The sequence below is a fragment of the Cryptosporangium aurantiacum genome (assembly GCF_900143005.1).
Lineage (GTDB): Bacteria > Actinomycetota > Actinomycetes > Mycobacteriales > Cryptosporangiaceae > Cryptosporangium > Cryptosporangium aurantiacum.
Window position 1 is genome coordinate 231,632 of the sequence record NZ_FRCS01000006.1, and the last position, 16,527, is coordinate 248,158.

The window sequence follows — 16,527 nt, forward strand, 5'->3', positions numbered from 1 at the left end:
AGGACCGGACATGCGCAGACGGAAGAGCATCGTCGCTCTCGGCGCGAGCCTCGCCCTCACCCTGACCCTCGCCGCCTGCGGCGATGGAGGTAGCGACAACCGTGCCGACGTCGCCGCCCCGACTCTCTCGGACTCCCCCGAGCTCCAGCAGCTCGTCGCCGACGCGAAAAAGGACAACTGCCTGACGCTCTACGGCGTCCCGGACGAGTCGACGCTCAAGGCCGTCACCGCCGCGTTCACCAAGGAGTACGACATCCCGGTCTCGTTCACCCGGCTGGTGTCCGCTGACCTGTCCCAGCGTTTCTCGACCGAAGCGGCCTCAGGTGCTCCGGCCGCGGACGTCATCCTGCTGACGCACTCGCCGTTCTACAAAGACGCCCTGGCCAAGGGCTGGCTCAACCCGGTGGACAAGGCAGGCGTACCCGCTTACCCCGGAACGTTCCCCACCGGCTACACCGCCGACGACGGCGCGACCCCCGTCGTCCAGCTGGTAGCGACCAGCCTGGCGTACAACTCCGAGCTGGTGAAGACCGCGCCGGACTCCTGGGAGGACTACGCCGACCCGGCGTACAAGGGCGAGCTGCTGTTCGCCGAGCCGACGTCCTCGCCGGCGAACGTCGCTTTCTGGCAGCTCATGCGCGACACCTACGGCGACGACTTCCTGACCAAGGTCGCCGCGAACAAGCCCAAGTGGTACAACAGCGCGGTTCCGGCGACCCAGGCCGTCGCGGCGGGCGAAGGATCGCTCGCCTTCCCCGGCGTCACGCCGATCGTCAACAGCCTGAAGGGTTCAGGTGCACCGGTCGAGCTCGCCAAGCTCTCGCCGACGACCGGCCCGGAGATCGCCCTGGGTCTGACCGCGAAGAGCAAGTGCCCGAACGCGGCGAAGCTGTTCGCCAACTACCTCCTGACCGAGGAAGGCAACACGTACCTGAACAAGCTCTCCGGCGACATCTCGCCGTTCGCGCCGAACGCCAAGGACTTCGTCCGGCCGAAGCCGGTCCCGGATGCCCAGGCGCAGGAGATCAGCCGCCTGCTCGGCGCGCCGTGATCGTCCTCGCCGTAGCGAAGGACACCGACACGTTCGTCAGCGCACCTGGCCACCGCACGGTCAGCGCCGCGGTGCTGCGGCCCGGTCGCGCCGAGAGGGTGTGTCCCGGACAGCCGTGACGATCGCGTCCGGCGGCGTCGAGCGGCGCCGCCGGGCACCGGGTCCGAACCGTCCGCGCATGGGCGAGGATGTCTGCATGAGCACGCCGAGCGGTGACGAGTCGGACGAGGTCGCGCTCCGTCCGGAGAGCCTGATCCTCACCCTTTTCGGCGCCCACGTATTCGGCCGGCCCGTGCTGCTGGCCGGCACCAGCATCATCGACGCTCTGCAGCGCGTCGGCGTCTCACCGCACGCCACCCGCTCCGCCCTCGCCCGGACGGTGAAGAAGAACCGGCTGACGAGCCGGCGCAAGGGACGCCAGGTCTACTACGGCTTGACTCCGACGTCGATCGAGGCGCTCAACGACGGCTACGTCACCATCTGGCGGAGCGGCGCGGTCAACCGTCACTGGGACGGCCGGTGGACGCTGCTCAGCTTCCGGCTGCCGGAGTCCTGGCAGCGCCAGCGGCACGAGTTGCGGACACGCCTGCTCTGGGCCGGATTCGGACCGCTCCAGGGTGGCCTGTGGATCGCACCCTCCGAGCCGGACCTCGAGCAGATCCTCGCCGGTCTGGAGGCAGCCGAGCACGTGCGCGCCTTCGTCGCCCGGCCGCACTCGGGTCTTGATGTCGCGGCGATGATCCACGACGTCTGGGACATCCCCAACCTGGCGCACCGCTATGAACGCTTCATCCGGCGCTGGGACGGCGGCGTCGCCGACCGGGCACACACCGATCCGCTCGCCCGCCAGCTGGCGCTGCAGGAGGAATGGCGTCTTGCCCTGCGCCAGGATCCGCAGTTGCCGGTCGAGCTGCTCCCCGCGCCCTGGCCGGCCGACGAAGCGCAGCGGCTGTTCCGCCGGTTGCACGCCGAGGTCGAGATACCGGCGCGCGCGGTGGTGACTTCGGCGTTCGACACCATCCCGGCCCCTCTTCCCGATCAGGCGGACTGACGGGCTCGCTTCCACCGCCTCGTCGTCGACCGTGGCGGGGCCTGACGCCGGCACTTGATACCGAATCGACATGCGTACCCACTCCAGCGGACGTTGGCCGTCAGTAACGTGCCGGGCGTGTCCGAAACGCGCGAGAGCCTGCCGCGAGCCGGGCGCCCACCGCGCCGAGCCCTTCGGACGCTCCTCGTCGCTCTGCTTCTCATCGCGCTGTGCGGTAGTTGCTGCGTCGGTTGCCGAGAAGCGTTGGTCGGCGACGTCTTCGTCGCGGGCAGACCGGACCTCGACGACTCCGCGATCAGGACCGCTCACGCCGAGGCGGAGACGCGGATGGACCGGAACCTCGCCCTCGCGAGACCGCCCGGAGTGACCGTGATCGCCGACGCACGGCAAGCGGGGTGTTACCCCGGCGAACAGTCGATCAAGTTCACCACGCCCTACGACAACATCTGCCTGAGCCGTCGCGTCGTCTACCTGGCGGTTCGTGGGACGAAGGCGCTGGAGACGATCCACGGGCAGCTGGCCGATCGGAACTGGACGGCGCAACGGCTCGATGGCAGCGCCGACCGGCTGATTCTGCTCCGCGGCGCCGAGAATGCCGCGATCGACTCCGATCACCCGCTTCACGAAGCCGAGTACACGCGCGACGAGGATCGCTTGAGTTTTCGATTCGGGCCGCCGACCGCCGACGCACTGAACGACGCAGCAGCCTGGCAGGACGTCACGATGTACGCGTTCACCCCGGCGTACTGGTCCGAACAGCACCGGACCACCGCTGCCGAACTCGGTGCTGCCGTGCGCAACGCCGGCGCGGACACCGTGGTCGCGATGGCGAGCGAAGAGACCTGGTTCCGGAACTAGGCGAGCAGCGAAGCGTGCTGACGAGCTTGCTCCGTCACGGCCGCGAGGAACGCCGTGAGCGCGGGAGCTGACGGGCCGTCCCGAAGGACCACCACGAGCCGACGCCCCAGCCGCTGCTCGGCGATGTTCCGGATCACCAGAGCCGGATCCGCCCCGGAGGGCAGCGTCAGAGCAGGCAGCAGAGCCACCGCTCCCGTGCTGCGCACGAACTCGAGCTGCACGTCCGCGTCGCTGGATCGGTGCCGCACGTCCGGCTCGTAGCCGCCGAGGGACCGACAGCTGCCGACCACCATCTCGTGATGGCCGGTCCCCTGGTCCGAGGCCACCCAGACGTCGTCCCGGAGACCGGACAGGGCGACCGGACCGTCGGACCCGGCAAGCCGGTGGCCGGACGGCAGAACCACCTTCAGCGGTTCCACGAGCAGCAGCGTGAACCGCAGTCCGGCCGGACGAGGGCGGGGATGCCCGTCGTACTCGTCGCTGATCACCAGGTCGAGCGATCCGAGCCGCAGCCCCGGCAACGCTTGCTCCAGTTCGAGCTCGCTGACCTCGGTCCGCACCCGGGGATGGTCCGCCATCATCCGTGCCACCGCGGGTATCAACAGCCGGCGCGTGGCCGACTGCAGACCGCTGGCGCGCACCGTGCCTCGCACCTCACCACCCAGCGCGGCCAGGTCGGTGGCGGCGGCCTCGGCCGCTTTCAGCAACACCCCCGCGTGCTGCGCGAGCAACCGGCCGGCGTCGGTGAGCCGTACTCCGCGTCCGGCCTTCTCCAGCAGACGCGCGCCGGTTTCCTTCTCCAAGACGCTCAGCTGCTGGGACACCGAGGAGGGGCTGTAGCCCAAAGCCGAGGCCACCGCGCCCAGGGTCCCCCTCACTTCGAGCTCGCGAAGTAGCCGGAGTCGTCGGAGGTCCAGCTCGATCATTCGGAAAACCTACCCGATTAACCCCAGGAATCGTCGCTAGACGTGAAGTATTCGATCGTCGAAGCTCGAAGCATGGGTGTCGCACTGTGTCTTCTGTCCGCCGCGGGCTTCGGCGCCATGGCGATCTTCGGCAAGTTCGCCTACGCCGCGGACGTCTCGCCCGGAGCGCTGCTCCTGGTGCGCTTCGGTCTCGCCGCCGTCCTGCTCTGGCTGCTGTTGTTCCTGCGGCCCGCGCTGCGCCGGGGCCCGGCGGACGCCGAGCGAGGTGCGGGCGGAATGACGTTCGCGCTCCTGGTGACGGCCCTCGGTCTGGGCGCCGTCGGCTACGCCACCCAGGCGAGCCTGTACTTCTCCGCCTTGGAGATCATGGATGCCTCGGTACTCGCGCTGATCTTCTACACCTACCCGCTGCTGGTCACGCTGGGGGCCGTTCTGCTCGGCCGGGACCGCTTGACACCTGGTCGCTGCGCGGCGCTGATCGCCGCGTCCGGCGGAACGCTGCTCGTTCTCCTCGGCACCGGCGAGGTCGACGTCAACCCGCTCGGCGCGGCCCTGGCGTTCGGCACCGCGGTCAGCTACACCCTCTACATCCTGGTCGCGGACACCGTCGTGCACCGGCTGCCGCCGGTGGTGCTGGCCGCGCTGGTGATGACCGGAGCCACCCTCACGCTGTCCGGACGCGCGTTGATGACCGGCGGAGTGGATCTCGGCTTCGGATGGAGCGGATGGTTCTGGCTCGCGTGCATCGCCGTCGTGTCGACCGTCGTCGCGATGCTGACGTTCTTCGCCGGCCTGCGACGAACCGGCCCGTCGACCGCCGCGATCTCCTCGACGTTCGAGCCGGTCGTGACGACGGCGCTGGCGGCGCTGACGCTCGGCGAGATCCTCACTCCGCTGCAGCTGACGGGCGGGCTGCTGGTCCTCTCGTCCGTCGCCGTCCTGCAACTACGGCGGGGCCGCGCCGAACGTCCGGGCGCTGTTCCGGGGCCGGACGTCGAGCCGCTGCACCAGCCGGTGACGGTCGGTGCTGCGCACGCGCCGATCAACGCGAACGCCTCTCCCCCGGTGGCGCAGAGCCGGTGCTAGCGCGGATGACGCACCCCGCGCTCGTCGTCGCTATCACTGGCGGCGGCGGAGAGCGGCCGTTCGTCATCGCCGCGGGGCTCTAGTGTGTCCGGCGTGGGGAGCCTGGTGTCAGCCCGAAGAACCGAGGAACGCGTCTTTCGCGGGCTGGCCGCGACCCTGCTGGGCGCCGCACAGCCTCACCTCGTGACGTCCCTGGCGTTCTGTTTGGTCGTCGACCTGGCGTCGATCGCGGTGCTTGCCGGCGCGTGGGCGATATCGCGCTGACTGCCGCCGCCAGTCGGCGGGACCGCCGGTCGCGTGGGCGGGGTCATCGGCGGGGACCTGGGCTTCGCACTGACCTTCGGTAAGAACCACGGGGCAGGCGCCGCTAGGCCGGGGTGGGGGTGTCGAGGGCGGTGCCGGCGTCCGGCCGGTCGGGCGTCTCGAGGGCGGTGGCGGCGACCCGGACGAGCGCAGAGTCGGGGCTGTCGCGGCGGGCGGCGTCGAGGTACCGCGCCGCACCGGACCGGCTGCCGTTGGCCGCGCACGCCAGCGCGGCGATCGCGTAAGAATCGGCGCGGTGGCCCGGCGGGTGCCTGCGAGCGGCGCGGACGCTGCGGTTGATCGCCAGGCGCCAGGCGCCGTCGAGGTAAGCGACCTGCGCCGCCAGCGCCTCGGCTAAGCCCGCCGACCGGGCGTAGGCCGCGTTCCTCGGTCACGGTGTACGGCACCGCGCGCACCTCGACGAACCGGCCGGTCGCGAACTGGTGGTACCACATCCGCGGGCCCGCACCGACCACCACTGCGAAGACTGCGCCGCCCGTCAGGGCCCAGACAACGCCGCCGAGCGGTGAAAGGGCCGCGCCCCCGGCCAGCAGTCCGAGCGCAGCACCGACGGTCACGCCCGGGTCACCCTCCGTGGCCTCGAGCAGGCGAGCGATCGCGGCAGCCAACAGGACGAACACGACCGTCATCAGCCAAGGGCGCAGTTTCACGGCGGCAGTATGACCTACTCCCTGAGCTGCACTTACGTCGCAGTCTCACCCGGAGCGCGGTGAATACGCGCCCCCGGCGGTAGGCCGGTGGGACACTGAGGTGACGCCTCTGGTGTCCATCCGTTGACGGGGGTTCGATGCCGTGGAGGCCGTAATCCTGCGGGTGGGCGGCTCCGTTGTCCAGTCCGCAGTCAAGGCATGGCTGTCCGATCGAAAAAGCCGGCGTGAGCGGTCGATGGGCCTCTCTGAGCTGGTGAACGTTCGGTTCGGTGACGACTTCCGACGCAGACGGTTCAGCCGTGAGGTGGAGGCAATGGCCGACGCCGTGGCGCAGCGCCTGCTGCCGTTGTGCAGACAAGAATTGAGCGGCCTCGACGTAGGTGAACGCAACGCGGCTCTCAGTGCCGTAGCGGCGAGTTTTGAGGCGACCGACCTGTCGGATGCTTCACTGTTCGCGATCGATGTCGATGCGATGAAGCTTGCTCAGCGACTGCGGGCTCACCTGCCAAACGCTACCGAAAGCGCTCGCCTGAGTGAGGCGGGGAGCAGGTTCTACGACGTTGTTCTGGACGAGTGTTGTGCCTGTTATGTGGAGTTGATTGTTCACCTGCCGCCGTTCACCGCACGCGCCACGACAGAGGTGCTCGGCCGCATGTCCAGGCTCGCCGAGCAGGTGGACGTGGCGCTGCAGCGGCTACCAGCTCGAACGCTCCTGGCTCCGCACGGCACCGCGCACGACGAGGAGTTCCGACTTCGGTATCTGCGCCTGGTCAGCGAAACTCTGGACGAGATGGAACTGTTCGGGGTGGACATCCGGAGCTACCGCCCGCGAACGACGTTGAGCGTCGCTTACATCAGTTTGTCCGTCACGACTCGGGTGCTGGGCCGACGCATCGATCGGACGAGACCCTACGATTCCGCGCAATGGCGTGCCGGTGCCGCCGCGTCGCCGCGCGATACCACCGTTCGGGTCGAGCAAGCGTTGGGCAGCGCCACCCGCATCCTGGTTCGCGGTGACGCCGGGTCGGGTAAGTCGACCCTACTCAAATGGCTTGCGATCAACTCGGCTCGAGGCACCTTCAGCGGCGATCTCGCGCAGCTCAACGGCCACACTCCCTTCTTGATCAAGCTTCGGAGCTACGCCGGAAGGTCGCTGCCGAAGCCGGAGGAGTTCCTCGACGACCTGGCAGACCCGCTCGCCGCGTTGATGCCAGAGGGGTTCGCGCACCGCCGCCTTGCGGCGGGCACCGCGCTCGTACTCGTCGACGGTATTGATGAGCTTCCGGCCGACGAGCGTCGTCGGGTCCGGGACTGGCTGCGCAAGCTGGTTCGCACTTTCCCCGATAGCCATATCGTGGTCACCTCTCGCCCCGCCGCCGCCGCTGATGCGTGGCTGGAGGCAGAAGGCTTCGGGTCGGCCTTTCTCGAGCGCATCAGCTCCAGCGACATTCGGACGCTCATTCGGCGCTGGCATGACGCCGTGCGCGACGCCGACAGCCTTCCGTGTGACCCACGAGAGCTACCGCGATACGAGGCCGCGTTACTCGGTAGGCTCGACGGAAGCGCCGATCTGAGAGCTCTCGCGACGATTCCACTGCTGTGCGCGATGCTCTGCGCACTCAACCTTGACCGGCGCACCTACCTACCCCGAGACCGGATCGCCATCTACCACGCCGCGCTGACCCTGCTGCTGGACAGGCGTGATGCCGAGCGGCAGATCCCTAGTGCTCGCACACTGGACCTCGGCCCCGAGGACAAACGCCAGCTGCTGCGGCACCTCGCGTGGCGGCTGACGGTGAACGGTCGTTCGGAACTTTCACGATCCGAGGCGGTGCGACGGATCGCCGACAAGTTGGCCGCCTTGCCGCACCTGCGCTGCGACGCCGACGGAGCCCTCGATCACCTGGTTCACCGCAGTGGTGTCCTGCGAGAACCGGCCGCAGATCGCATCGACTTCGCGCATCGCACCTTCCAGGAGTACCTGACTGCGGAGGAGGCCGCAGACCAAGGCGATATCGGTCTCCTCGTTCAGAACGCGCACCTGGATCTCTGGCGCGATGTCGTTGTCATGGCCGCCGGACTTGCGAATTCACCGTTGCGCCACGAACTCATTTCGGGCCTGCTCGATCGCGCTGAAGTCGAGCCACGGAACCGGCGTCGACTGAGACTTCTCGCAGCGTCCTGTCTGGAGACCGCTCCCGCCCTTGCCCGCGAGTTAGCGAACCGCGTGGAAAAATGCATGGCGGAGCTACTACCAGCACGTGCGACCGCCGAAGCCCGTTCTCTGTCCTCAGTAGGCGCCAGCCTACTGCCGCGGATGCTCGTGGAACCTCAGGATCTGAGCGAGGCCGCCGCAGCAGCCACCATCCGCACCGCCGCCCTGATCAACGGGTCAGAAGTGTGGCCCGTATTGGAACGATTCGCCGCAGACCCGCGGCATCGCGTGCAAAGCGAACTCATCTCCGTCTGGGAATACTTCGACCCCGATGAATATGCCGATCGGATATTAGCCGATGCGCCTCTGCTCAACGGCTCCGTAACGATCCTCAATCCAACTCTGCTGACTGCTCTCACCCGGCTGCGCCGGCTCACTGAGCTGCACGTCAGACTGCACGACGTGACAGACTTGGAATCGCTTGCCGGGCTACCACACCTGAGAGGTCTCTTCATTGATGGCGATTTCGAAGACCTGACAGCGCTTGCGCCGCACACAGAACTGGAAAGCGTCCTGGTGGGGACAAAAAGGCGACTGGATCCAGAGCCCCTCACCCGCCTGCCAAAGCTTTCTCGGCTATTCTACTATCCCGGCCACGTGGCAGACCTTGAATTCATCCGCTCCATGGCCCTTACTGTCTTCGCCGTCAGCGAGACCCGCGAGGTAACCGACCTGTCCGCACTCGGAACTCAACAGCGGCTCACCTCCCTCTATCTGTACGGCTACGCAGACAACGTCGATCTCAGTGCGATCCGCGAGCTGTCGGCTCTGCGGAGCCTCGAACTCGGCCGCACAGGAACAGGAAGCGAGCTCAACGCGGTATTGCGTCCTAGGATCGCCCAGCTCGCCGCCCTCGCACCCGCGCTCAACAGCCTGGGCTTCCTTTGCCTATCGATCGCCTCCGAACTGCCGGAATTGGCAAGATTCAAGGAACTCGATTCTCTCTCCATTCGCTCCTGTGATGTCTCGGACTACTCTCCGCTATCGAAAGTTCCTTCGCTGACGAGATTAGAAGTAGCGCCCACCGGTGGCGATCTCTCCTTCCTGGCCGGGCTTCGATCTCTCGACCGCCTGGCCGAGCTGACGATTTTGTCGAGTCCGGACGATGCGTGGAAGGTCGATTTATCGCCACTCGGAAACCGTCCGTTGACAGTCCGTCTTTATCGCGATCTCCACCGAGTCGTCGGAGTCGGCAAGGGTGTGCGCGTGAAATGGATCGACATCGAATAGTCGGGCAACCTGCTCGGTAGTCCGCGTGCGCGAGGCTGCCACACTCGCGAACGTGAACGTCCTCGCGTCGTCGCCGCCCCGTCCACTGCCGACGAAACAGCCGCCGGGCCTCCGGGCGCTGCTCGGTGCGGTGGCCGTCGTGGCGGTGCTGACCGCGGTGGTCGCGCTCTGGTGGCCGCGCTCGTCGGTGGTCGCCGTGCACCGGCAGCCCGCCGACGTCGTCTACGCCGATGGCCACAGCCATGTCGCGGTGCTCCGCCACGTGCGCGCGCCGATCGCCGCGCTGCGGCTGGCCGACGACGCGTCGGTGGCGGAAGACCACTACGTGCTGGTGCTCGGCAGCGATCCCGCCGGCGCGTACGGGCACATGGTGCGCCTCGACGCCGGGACCGCCACCGACGCCGAGCGGCTCACCGTCGTCTGGACGCCGGAGGGCGCGGAGATCACCTACGGCTCCGGCCACCGGCTGTTCGTCCCGGCGGCCCTGTTCACCGGCGGTCGCTGAAGGCTCCTCGGTGGTCCGCCACCCCGATGGAACCGCGCCGCGTCAGCGGAGGTCGAGGTAGTTCCGCACGACTGCGATGAAGTCGGGCGGGAGGCGTGCCTGATCCTCGACGAACATCGTCGTGACCACGTCCCGGAACCGCTGCCCGACGGGAAAGCCGCGCAGCGGGGCATCGTGCGCGAACGGCAGGCATGCGACGTAGGCGGCGATCAGTTCGTCAACCGAAGCGATCTCGCAGCGGACCAGCCACAGCGTGAGCAGCGCGTGGAGACCGGAGACCGGTACCCGTGGTACGCGGACGGCTACCCTCTCCGGAGCCTGCGCGAGGTAGTGCCGGAGCGCGTCCTCCTTCGCGGGGTCGACGAACGTATTGAGCGCCGCGGTGCCGAGCGTGTCGAACAACGGCGCCAGAGCGTGCACCAGCGTGTCCAAGCCCTGGGCGGCGGCGAAGGTGGTTCCGGCCACCACCTCGTCGCTCTGGTAGCCGACGAACCACAAGGCGGTGGTCGACGGACCGAGATCGTGGAACCAGCGTGGATCCAGGATCCAGACGTCGCCGCGATCGGCCGGGTTCGCTCGCGCTCGCACCCGAACCTGGCGACGATCGTCGACCCGGCCCCGCTCCACCGCGAGTGACTCGGCCACCGTGCCCCACAGCCGCACCTGCGACCGCCACAGCAACGCCAGGTCACGCCAGCCGTCCACGGGCGAGTCGCTGTCCGGGAACAGCTCGTCGCTGGTGACCTCACCGGCGGCCAACACGGTGAGCAGCACCAGGTTCGCCGAGTAGGTGGCGCAGCGAGCCGGGAGCGACGCCTGCCACGGCTGATAGTCGCGGTGCCGGTCGTCGTGCCTGGCGTCCAGCGAGCGGCGGAACAGCCCGAGCAGCACGTCGCGAAGCGTCTGCCGGCTCGCGTCGTCCAGCGTCCGCAGCCGCTCGGACACGAAGGCGGCCGTCGTCGCGCGGCTGGTGAGCGGCGCGAACGACAGCAACGCGTAGAGCAGCGCGTCGTCGGCGAGCGGAAAACGGCCGCGGCGCGCGGCGTGCCGGACGGCGTCGATCAGCTCGTCCAACTCGCGGGTGACCAGGCGCGCCACCAGGTATTCGCCGAACGTGGCGTGGAGGAACTCGTACGTGCGCAGCCGGGTGTCGTCGCGGGTGGCGCGGGCCTCATGCACAAAAAAGAACCGCCCGACGACGACGTCGGCCGCGGTCAGCCGGGCCCGTAGACTCCGTCCGGGCACCTCGGCGGACGGCGGTTCCGGCAACAGCGCGGCCAAATCGGCGTCGAGCTCCGCACCGGTCACCCACTGCTGGCCGCGGTTGAACATCGCGAACGCCACCACCGCGAGGCGGGTCAGCTCCTGCTCGATCGCGTGCGAGTCGTCCGGATAGGTACCGGCCTTCTCCAGTTCCCGCTCGACGAACCGGATCAGCAGCCGTTCGTACAGCTCCGCGGTGTGCAATTGGTCGGCGGAGCGCAACGCGTCGCTTTCCGCGTCGTACAACGCGAGCATCAGCAACAGCAGGGGCTGAGAGGCGAGCTCGCCATGCGCGAGCAGTGTCTCCGCCGTCAGCGGTTCACGGTCAGCCAGCGCGAGCGCGTTGTGGCCGTTCCAGATCTCGAGCCAGCGCGCGACCTGACTCTCGCCGAAGGGTTCGAGCCGGACCGCCACCATGCCGGTCACGGGCCGGGCACGGTCGGCCACCGCGGTGCGGGTGGTGACCAACACCGCGACCGGACGTCCTTGATCGGCCTCGCGCTGCTGGAACGCCGCCACTCTCTGCAGGTAGTCGGATTGGCTGACGCCGGTCGCCTGGAGCAGCTCGTCGAACCCGTCGAGGATGACGACGCCGAGTGCGCCGTCGGCGGTGCGGGCCAGCGCGGGCCACGGCAACTCCTCGCCGGTGGCCGCGCGAATAGCGTCCTCGATCTGGGCTTGTAGGTCAGCGTCCGCAGGGACATCGCGTAACACCACCCGGACCACCAGGAATTCGCCCGCGGGAAGGCTCCCGGCCAGCATCCGGGTGAGTACCGACTTACCGGATCCGGGCTGGCCGAGGACCAGCAACGGCGCCTCGGTCGCCGCAGGGGTGGTGAGGAAACCGGCGAGGAAGTCCTCGAAGTCGTTACGGACCGGCACGTCGTCCCACCACGACTCCTGCGCGATCTGGCCGTCGCGCCACGCCCGGACAGCGCGAAATCGCGGGGTGACGTAGCCGGCCAGCAGCGAGGGCAGCCGGAGCCCGTCCGGAATGTCACCGGTGGAGGCGATCGCGCGGTCGAGGTCGGCACGGTAGGCGCGGGTCAGTGCGTCCCGCCGTTCGTCCGGCAGCCGTCCGGTCGCCAGCGCGAGCAGCGTCTGTTCCAGCCGGTCGAAGCCCTGCCTCACCACGACACGGGTGGCCTGGTGGTCGACGAGGTTGAGCCAGAGCCCCACCTCGGGGCAGTCCAGGGCCAGCTGGCGCACACGGTCCTCGTAGCGGACGAGTGCACGCGCCGGGAGCGCATCGGTGAGCTCGGAGGTACACGCCGCTTTTTCGGTGTCGTTCAGGCCGTCCCAGATCGCGAGGCCGCGCACGAATCCGGCGACAGCTCCGGAGAGACTCCGGTAGCAGGCACGGAGGGCCTCGAGCGTTGCCTCGTACGACTGATCCGGGCCGGGAAGCGGAACATCGGCCCGCAGCAGCGCGGCCGCCACGTGGTTGCGCCGGTCGCTGTCGCTCGGGCTGCCGGCCAGGCTCAGCTGGTCCAGCGTGGACAGCCGCATCTCCTCGACCGCGAACGGCATCGGTGCGGCTGCCAGTTCTTCGAAGTACGCGGACAGCACCACGATCGCGTGCGCCGCAGCGAGGCGTTCGCTGCGCTCGAAGCGGCTGAGCCCGCTGACCCGCTCGCTGAGCCCGGTGACCAGCGACCCGCTCAGTCGCGCCAGCTCACCCTTCGCGTCGAACAGGCTCAGCGCGAGCGCCGAGCCGCCGGCTGACGCCGCGAGCAGCGCGCCCCCGGCCAGAGCGTCCAGTGCGGACACGACCTTGCTCTGCCGGCCACCGAGCAACAGCACCGCGTCGGCGTAAGTCAGTCCCAATGCGCCTCCCCGTGGGCCGGGCCAGAGTAGTCCGGTGCGGTACGTGGCGCGAGATCGGCGAGCAGCTCCGCGCCCCGTAGCGGCTGACGACGCCAGCGTGGCTACGCGTCTGCGCAGGTCGGTTTGTTAGGGTCTGACGTGGCACATCCGAACGATTCCCCGCGGGAGCAAGTGATGGCTGACGATACTGAGCCGCAGGACGCGCCTGAGGGTACCGAAGCGGAGCCGGAGCAGTTCCTGAACCGGGCCGCCCGCCGGGCCAAGGGCAAGGGCGCCGCCGCCACGAGTCAGCCGGGCTCCGGCGCGAGCAAGATCGGCAACCGGGGACCCGTCGCCGGCAAACGCCAGTGGGCGAACCGGCGCAGCGGCTGACCTCCGAGCCCAGTACTGCCGGCTTCGCCGGATGACGGGTTCTCGGGCTGTAACAGATGCTTAGAGGCCTGTTTCGCGGGTAGCGGCGTCGAGCTACTGACTCAGGGCGGGTCGGCGCCCGCGGGGTGTCGCCGGTCGAGTACTAGGGAACGAAGACGACGCGCTCGTCCCCGTCGGTGGTCCACGCCTCCGCGATCTGCGCGAGCGGCACGGCACGGGCTCGGACGTCGATCCCGCCCTGGCTGATCACTGACGCCAGCTCCGGTAACTCCGCGACGAAGTCACGCGCGGGAACCGAGCCGATGCCGCTGCCGATGATCGATAGCCGGGCAGCGCGCAGGGCCGCGGACGGGATCGGCGCGGTCTCGCCTGCCATTGATCCGAGCTGGATCCAGGTCAGCGGAGAAGTGCGGTCGGCGCGGGCGGTGAGCAGGGGAATCATGGTGCGGGCCGAGGGCTCCCCCCACACGTAATCGAGGACGACGTCGACGTCGGCCGCGCGTTCGGCCTGGTCGTAGGTGATCGTCTCGTCCGCACCCAGCGCGGGCAGGGCGCTCAGACGGGTCACGTCGCGCCCGGCGGCGATGACGTGGGCGGCGCCGAATCGTTTGGCGATCTGGACCGCCATCCGCCCGGCGTTGCCGGTGGCGCCGAGCACCAGGACGCGCTGGCCCTCGGCCGGCTCGATGCGGCGACGCAGCGCGACCCAGGAGGACATCGCCGGGTTCATCGCGGCGGCGATGTCGACCGGGTCGACGCCGTCCGGCAGGGCCACGCTGCGGCGGAGGTCGATCACGGTGCGCTCGGCGAACGTGCCGAGGTTCGTGTCGTCGAGGACCGCGTACCGGAGCGTGCCGGACTCGTCGCGCACGACACCGTCGACGCCGGGGACGAGCGGGAACGCGCCGGCGCTGCTGTAGTGCGCGCCGTAGGCCTTCGATCGGGTCAGGTGGTGCAGCCCGGCCGCGAGCACCTCGACGACGATCGCGTCCTCGTGTGACTTCACCGGCTCCGGGTGTTCGCGGTAGAGCGGCGGGGTGCCGGGGGCGGTGATGACGGCAGCGCGCATGGCTGTCTCTCCAGACTTTGTTTGTAATACGAACTAACCTCAGGATGGTTTGTAATACGAACCATGTCAAGTAGGATCGCCGCATGACTTCCGACGCCGGACCGGACGCTCTGCTGGACGCGCTCGTCCGGAGCTCGTTCCTGGTGATGGGTGTGCTCACCCGCATCGGCGCGGAACACGACCTGTCGCTGACCCAGCTGCGGGTGCTCGGGATCCTCCGCGATCGCCGGGCTCGGATGAGCGAGCTGGCCGCCTACCTGGGCCTGGACAAGTCGACGATGTCCGGCCTGATCGACCGCGCCGAGCGCCGAGGGCTGCTGGCCCGGGGCAAGAACCCGTCGGACGGCCGGGCGGTCGACGTGTTCATGACGCCGGCCGGGCTCGAGCTCACCGAACGCGTCGAGGACGCCGTCCGACGCGCGCTGGCACCCGCGACCGGCCGGCTCGCTCCACCAGAACGCGATCAGCTCACCCAACTGCTCGAACTCGTCCTACTACCTGCCGCTGACGCCCGGCCGCACTGAGCTTGAGCGTGCCGCGCGCGCCGATCGTCACGGGCAGGAGATACTGCTCCGTGTGTCAGGCTCTAGCGAGCAATCGGCGTTATGCCCCGCCGCGTCCGGGCCGCTTCTCGGTGTCGACGTCGGGCTGACGAACACCGTCGCGCTGCTGCGCAGGCCCGACGGGCGCAGCAGCCCGTTGCTGTTCGACGGCGAACCGGTCCTGCCGTCCGGCGTGCTACTCGACGCCGACGGCACGGTCCTGGTCGGCCGGGAGGCCGAGCGGGCCGCAGCCACCGACCCCCACCACTTCGAGCCCGCGCCGCGGCGGCACATCGCCGAGCAGAAGTTCCGGCTCGGTGAGCGCGACACCACCCCGACCGACCTACTCGCCGGCGTTCTCGGCGCGGTCGCGGCATCCGCCATCGCCACGCTGGGCACTGTGCCTCCCACCGCGCTGACCTACCCGGTGCGGTGGGGAGCGGCCGAGCAGAAGACACTGCGGGACGCTGCCCTGCACGCGGGCTTCACGGACGTCACGCTGATCCCGGAACCCGTCGCGGCGGTCGCCGCGGTCGGCGCGTCAATGGCGGTCGAACGCCGCCTCGCGGTCGTTGACATCGGCGCGCGCGGCTTCGACGTTGCGGTGCTGGCCCCGGTGTCGGGGCGGCTCGCCGTCGTCGCGGTCGGCGGTGACCCCACGATCGGCGGGCGCCGCATCGATGCCGCGATCGCCGCGCACATCGCCGCAGCCGCCGGACGGCAGCGCCGGGACATCTGGCGTGCGATCGACCGCCCCCGTACCGTCGATCAGCGTCGCGCGCAGCGGCAGTTCTGGGCCGACGTCCGCGCGGCGAAAGAGGCGCTCGACGAGGCGGCGTTCGTTCCGGTCTCGGTCCCGGGCACCGCCGACATCGTGCCGCTCGCCCGGGCCGACATGGAGCGCTTCGCGGGACCGGTGGCCGACCGGGTGGCCAGGGTGACCGCACGCGTGCTGCGCGAAGCCGGAGTGAAACCGCAAGAACTGGACGCCGTCGTGCTGGTCGGTGGCTCGGCGCCGCTGCCGACGCTGTGGACGACGATGCGCGACACGCTGGGGGTCGAACCGGTCCAGCCCGAACCGCCGGCGTTCGCGATGGCCGGTGGCGCGCTCGGACGGCTGGCCGCGGACCTCGCGCTGCCGGTCGGTAGCCCGCTGGCGACGGCTGCGATGGGAGTGCCGCACCCACCCCGGGTCGTGCCGCCGCCGCGCCTTCCGGTCGCCGGCGGTGCGTTCACCCGCGTCGCGAAGGCCGCCGCGCGGCTCGTCCGGCGTCCGGTCGCCGAGATCGCCGCGCCGCCCCGACGGGCCGCTCTGCCCGGCCCTCGGCAGCCGGAGGACGGTCTGCCCGGCCTCTCCGCCCTTCCGGCGCCACGCCGGGCGCCGGCTGTCCCTGAGCCGCGCCGAGTACAGCACGTGCCCGCGCACCGCGACCCCTCGCAGCCGTACGAGCGCGCCACCGTGGCCTGGACGCGGTTCGGCTGGGCGCTGGTGCTCGTCGCGATCCTCGCCGTGCTCTGCGTCGCCATGGCTGTTCTGCTGGGGTAGCCGGCTGATAGT

13 protein-coding genes are annotated in these 16,527 nt (G+C 69.5%); 10 read left to right on the plus strand and 3 right to left on the minus strand.

Going from position 1 to position 16,527, the window contains the following annotated elements; all coding sequences use genetic code 11:
* Window positions 1-10: 10 nt before the first annotated feature.
* The 3 genes from BUB75_RS21535 to BUB75_RS21545 all read left to right on the plus strand — a co-directional run bounded on the left by BUB75_RS21535 (window position 11) and on the right by BUB75_RS21545 (window position 2,960).
* Window positions 11-1,051: an ABC transporter substrate-binding protein gene (locus tag BUB75_RS21535; protein ID WP_073259536.1), complete on the plus strand. Its 1,041-nt coding sequence runs from the start codon at window positions 11-13 to the stop codon at window positions 1,049-1,051.
* Between the two features lie 196 nt (window positions 1,052-1,247).
* Window positions 1,248-2,102 (plus strand): PaaX family transcriptional regulator, encoded by an 855-nt coding sequence (locus BUB75_RS21540; RefSeq protein ID WP_143175339.1) that lies wholly within the window; start codon window positions 1,248-1,250, stop codon window positions 2,100-2,102.
* Window positions 2,103-2,219: 117 nt separating this feature from the next.
* The gene (locus tag BUB75_RS21545; RefSeq protein ID WP_143175340.1) at window positions 2,220-2,960 is read left to right on the plus strand and encodes a hypothetical protein; all 741 of its coding nucleotides are present in this window, start codon (window positions 2,220-2,222) and stop codon (window positions 2,958-2,960) included.
* On the opposite strand, the gene BUB75_RS21550 is transcribed toward BUB75_RS21545, so the two are convergent.
* Entirely contained in the window at window positions 2,957-3,886 is a 930-nt protein-coding gene (locus tag BUB75_RS21550) for a LysR family transcriptional regulator (RefSeq protein WP_073259539.1), read from the minus strand. The genes BUB75_RS21545 and BUB75_RS21550 overlap by 4 nt on opposite strands.
* Window positions 3,887-3,958: 72 nt before the next feature.
* On the opposite strand from BUB75_RS21550, the gene BUB75_RS21555 reads away from it, so the two are divergent.
* From BUB75_RS21555 to BUB75_RS21570, 4 genes are all read left to right on the plus strand, one after another.
* Window positions 3,959-4,972: a DMT family transporter gene (locus BUB75_RS21555; protein ID WP_084741565.1), complete on the plus strand. Its 1,014-nt coding sequence runs from the start codon at window positions 3,959-3,961 to the stop codon at window positions 4,970-4,972.
* 105 nt (window positions 4,973-5,077) lie between these two features.
* Entirely contained in the window at window positions 5,078-5,236 is a 159-nt protein-coding gene (locus BUB75_RS46395; RefSeq protein WP_178379947.1) for a hypothetical protein, read from the plus strand.
* Window positions 5,237-6,109: 873 nt separating this feature from the next.
* Window positions 6,110-9,391: an NACHT domain-containing protein gene (locus BUB75_RS21565; protein ID WP_425430896.1), complete on the plus strand. Its 3,282-nt coding sequence runs from the start codon at window positions 6,110-6,112 to the stop codon at window positions 9,389-9,391.
* Between the two features lie 52 nt (window positions 9,392-9,443).
* Window positions 9,444-9,896 (plus strand): hypothetical protein, encoded by a 453-nt coding sequence (locus tag BUB75_RS21570; RefSeq protein WP_218617691.1) that lies wholly within the window; start codon window positions 9,444-9,446, stop codon window positions 9,894-9,896.
* A gap of 42 nt (window positions 9,897-9,938) precedes the next feature.
* On the opposite strand, the gene BUB75_RS21575 is transcribed toward BUB75_RS21570, so the two are convergent.
* Window positions 9,939-12,986: an NACHT domain-containing protein gene (locus BUB75_RS21575; protein ID WP_073259542.1), complete on the minus strand. Its 3,048-nt coding sequence runs from the start codon at window positions 12,984-12,986 to the stop codon at window positions 9,939-9,941.
* 174 nt (window positions 12,987-13,160) lie between these two features.
* On the opposite strand from BUB75_RS21575, the gene BUB75_RS21580 reads away from it, so the two are divergent.
* Window positions 13,161-13,358: a hypothetical protein gene (locus BUB75_RS21580; RefSeq protein ID WP_073259544.1), complete on the plus strand. Its 198-nt coding sequence runs from the start codon at window positions 13,161-13,163 to the stop codon at window positions 13,356-13,358.
* Between the two features lie 142 nt (window positions 13,359-13,500).
* Here the strand turns inward: BUB75_RS21580 and BUB75_RS21585 are convergent, their stop codons facing one another.
* Window positions 13,501-14,427 (minus strand): quinone oxidoreductase family protein, encoded by a 927-nt coding sequence (locus BUB75_RS21585; RefSeq protein ID WP_073259546.1) that lies wholly within the window; start codon window positions 14,425-14,427, stop codon window positions 13,501-13,503.
* An 83-nt stretch (window positions 14,428-14,510) separates the two neighbouring features.
* On the opposite strand from BUB75_RS21585, the gene BUB75_RS21590 reads away from it, so the two are divergent.
* Together BUB75_RS21590 and BUB75_RS21595 are read left to right on the plus strand one after the other, a co-directional pair.
* Window positions 14,511-14,951, plus strand: a complete 441-nt coding sequence (locus tag BUB75_RS21590; RefSeq protein WP_073259548.1) for a MarR family winged helix-turn-helix transcriptional regulator — start codon at window positions 14,511-14,513, stop codon at window positions 14,949-14,951.
* Window positions 14,952-15,003: 52 nt separating this feature from the next.
* Window positions 15,004-16,515: an Hsp70 family protein gene (locus tag BUB75_RS21595; RefSeq protein WP_073259550.1), complete on the plus strand. Its 1,512-nt coding sequence runs from the start codon at window positions 15,004-15,006 to the stop codon at window positions 16,513-16,515.
* Window positions 16,516-16,527: the final 12 nt, after the last annotated feature.